Below are 3265 nucleotides of genomic sequence, written 5' to 3' on the forward strand. Positions count from 1 at the left end.
CCGTTGAGAACGACGGGGCGACGGGACCGGCGGGACCGACGGCGAGCGGTGGGTCGGGGCTGGTGGGGCTGCGGGAGCGGCTCACCGCCGTGGGTGGAGAACTGGAGGCGGGGACCGTGGGCGAGGACCGGTTCAGGGTGGTGGCGACGGTGCCGTTGCCGGACGTGACCGGGGCCGTCGCGTGACCGCCCCCGTCGTACGACTCCTGCTCGCCGATGACGAGCACCTCATCCGGGGTGCGCTCGCCGCGTTGCTCGGGCTGGAGGACGACCTTGTGGTCGTGGCCGAGGCGGCTACCGGGCCCGAGGCGCTTGCCATGGCTCGGGCTCATGTGCCGGATGTGGCGGTGCTCGATCTTCAGATGCCGGGGGCGGACGGTGTGAAGGTGGCCACATCGTTGCGGGCCGAGTTGCCGGATTGCCGGGTGTTGATCGTGACCGGGCACGGTCGGCCCGGGCATCTGAAGCGGGCGCTGGCGGCCGGGGTGCGGGGGTTCGTGCCGAAGACCGTCAGTGCGCAGCGGCTCGCGGAGATCATCCGTACGGTGCATGCCGGAAACCGTTACGTCGACCCCGAGTTGGCCGCCGACGCGATCTCCGCCGGGGACTCGCCGCTGACCGCCCGTGAGGCCGAGGTGCTGGAGCTGGCCGCCGACGGGGCGCCGGTCGCGGAGATCGCCGAACGGGCCGCGCTCTCGCAGGGCACCGTGCGGAACTATCTCTCCTCCGCCGTCTCGAAACTCGGAGCCGAGAACCGTCATGCGGCAGTGCGTCTCGCACGCGAGCGAGGTTGGGTATAGTTGCTCTCGCGCCACGGCGCAGCGCGGACGTAGCTCAGTTGGTAGAGCGCAACCTTGCCAAGGTTGAGGTCGCCAGTTCGAACCTGGTCGTCCGCTCAAAGTAAAAACCCCGGTCCGGGTGGACCGGGGTTTTTCATGCCCTCTAGGCCCAGTTCAGACCCGTCAGGCGTTCGTACGCCTCGATGTACTTCGCGCGCGTCGCGTCCACGACCTGCTGCGGCAGCGGCGGCGGGGGCTGCTCGCTCTTACGGTCCCAGCCCGACTCCGGCCCGGTGAGCCAGTCGCGCACGAACTGCTTGTCGTACGACGGCTGCGCGTGGCCCGGCTCCCAGGTCTCGGCCGGCCAGAAGCGGGACGAGTCCGGGGTGAGGACCTCGTCGGCGGCGATGAGGGTCTCGCCGTCGTAGCCGAACTCGAACTTCGTGTCCGCGAGGATGATGCCCCGCTCGCGTGCGATGTCCCGGGCGCGGCCGTAGACCGCGAGGGTCGCCTGGCGCAGCTGCGCGGCGGTGTCGGCACCGACCTGACGGGCGACCTCCTCGTACGACACGTTCTCGTCGTGCTCCCCTACGGCGGCCTTCGTGGCCGGCGTGAAGATCGGGGCCGGGAGTTCGCTGCCGTCGACCAGGCCCTCGGGGAGGGCGAGGCCGCAGACCGTGCGGGACGCCTCGTACTCGACCAGGCCGGAGCCGGTGAGGTAGCCGCGGGCCACGCACTCCACCGGGACCATCTGGAGGGACTTGCAGATGAGGGTGCGGCCCGCCCAGTCGGCGGGGGCGCCGGGCGGGAGGTCGGTGCCGAGGACGTGGTTGGGGATCAGGTCGGCGAGCTGGTCGAACCACCAGAGGGAGAGCTGGGTGAGGACGCGGCCCTTGTCGGGGATCTCCGTGGGCAGTACCCAGTCGTACGCGGACATGCGGTCGCTGGCGACCATCACGAGGTCGCCAGCCTCGTTCTGATACAGCTCGCGCACCTTGCCGGTGTGGAGGTGCGTCAGGCCCGGAACCTGGAGCGGCTCGGGCTTTTCTACGAATCCGGACACGGTTCCTCCAGTGGGTCTCTCCAACTGGCTCGATTGTCCCGTATGTGTGACCGGCCTCCGGACAGGGGGTGAGTCGCCCCGGTACGTGGAGGTCAGTCGTGCTTGCAGATGCGGTCCAGGAGGTTGGCCGTGGCGCGCTGGACGCGGGCGTCCACGTGGCCGGGGCGGTCCAGGGCCGGTGACCAGGCGAAGGTGCCGGAGGCGAAGACGAGGGAGCCGGAGGGGGCTCGGTACAGGGACGTCTCCTGGTGACGGAGGGCGCCCTCGCCGTCCGCGTACGGGGAGTGGGCGAGCAGGATGCGCTCCTCGTGCGAGGGCAGCTGGGTGCGCGGGAAGTACCGGTCGGCCTCACCCGCGACCAGGCCCTCGACCGCGTCGCCCTCACCCGCGCCGGTCGCCTCCCACAGCCAGTGGTCGGCGTTGCGGACGATCAGGGGGTGCGGCTCGGGCACCCGGCCCGCGTACTGGATGCCGACCAACTGCTGCTCGGGGCGGTCGACTTCGCGCCACAGCACCGGTTTGCCGGGTCCCCGGCGCTTGCGGCAGGTGAGCAGTCGGTCGGGGACTCCGGACGGGGACGGCCCCAACTCCACTTGCCAGTACATGGTGTTGGCGGAGAGGAAGACGAGGGACGTGCCGTGATCGCGGGCGCGTTCGACGGTACGGCGCATCTGGGTCGACCAGTACTCGTCGTGGCCCGGGAAGACCAACCCCCGGTAGCGGGTGGGGTCGACGCGGCCGGAGTGCAGGTCGCGGGCGTCGGCGTAGGCGAGGTCGTAGCCGTAGCGCTCGGCCCAGCGGATGAAGTCGTAGGCGTGGCCCACGTGGAGGGGCAGGCCCTCGCCCGCGTACGGGCGGTCGAAGGAGACCGTCGTGGCGGCCTCGGACTCGCCGAGGAGGCGGCCGGTGTCGTCCCACGCGTGGTAGAGGCTGGCGCCGGTGTGGCCGTCCTCCGGGTAGAGGTTGTAGGCCTGCCAGGTGATGTCGGGCAGGAGGAGGAGCAGGTCGGCGGGGTGGCTGTCGCGGACCGTGAACGGGATGTGCGAGCGGTAGCCGTCGGCCGTGGTGAGGACGGCGACATAGGCGCCGATGCTCCAGTAGCTCGGGATCTGAAGCCGCCAGGACAGCCACCAGTGGTGGCAGGAGACCGTGCGGTCGGCGGTGAGCGGCGGGGGCTGGACGATGCCCGAGAGGCGGGGGCTGGTGGTGATCTTGGCGGCGCCGTCACCGCCGTAGTGGCCGATGCGGTACACGTCGACGGCGAACTCCTGGGGCGGGTCGACCGTGACGTGGAAGTCGAGCGCCTCGCCGGGGGCGACCGCGCTGGCGGAGGTGAACCCCTTGATCTGGCGGCGGACGTCGTCGGCGGAGCGCGGGCCGCCGCCTCCGGACGCGCGCGGGGCGGGGACCTTGGGGGCTGTCTC

General features: G+C 71.3%; 3 protein-coding genes, 1 tRNA gene and 1 pseudogene. 3 read left to right on the forward strand and 2 right to left on the reverse strand.

What is annotated here, in order from left to right; genetic code table 11:
- The 3 genes and pseudogenes from ACNFOC_RS52540 to ACNFOC_RS52550 form a co-directional block, all read left to right on the forward strand.
- Positions 1–185 (forward strand): annotated as a pseudogene (locus ACNFOC_RS52540) (sensor histidine kinase); the annotation flags it as partial.
- Entirely contained in the window at positions 182–799 is a 618-nt protein-coding gene (locus tag ACNFOC_RS52545; protein ID WP_416966047.1) for a response regulator, read from the forward strand. The pseudogene ACNFOC_RS52540 and the gene ACNFOC_RS52545, both read left to right, overlap by 4 nt.
- A gap of 23 nt (positions 800–822) precedes the next feature.
- Positions 823–895, forward strand: a tRNA-Gly gene (locus tag ACNFOC_RS52550).
- A gap of 46 nt (positions 896–941) precedes the next feature.
- On the opposite strand, the gene ACNFOC_RS52555 is transcribed toward ACNFOC_RS52550, so the two are convergent.
- Both ACNFOC_RS52555 and ACNFOC_RS52560 read right to left on the reverse strand, forming a co-directional pair.
- Entirely contained in the window at positions 942–1841 is a 900-nt protein-coding gene (locus ACNFOC_RS52555; protein ID WP_416966048.1) for a phosphoribosylaminoimidazolesuccinocarboxamide synthase, read from the reverse strand.
- A gap of 92 nt (positions 1842–1933) precedes the next feature.
- A partial coding sequence (locus tag ACNFOC_RS52560; protein ID WP_416966049.1) for a N,N-dimethylformamidase beta subunit family domain-containing protein occupies positions 1934–3265 on the reverse strand: 1332 nt, incomplete at its 5' end.

It is taken from the genome of Streptomyces colwelliae (genome assembly GCF_048158785.1).
In the GTDB taxonomy this organism is placed as follows: domain Bacteria; phylum Actinomycetota; class Actinomycetes; order Streptomycetales; family Streptomycetaceae; genus Streptomyces.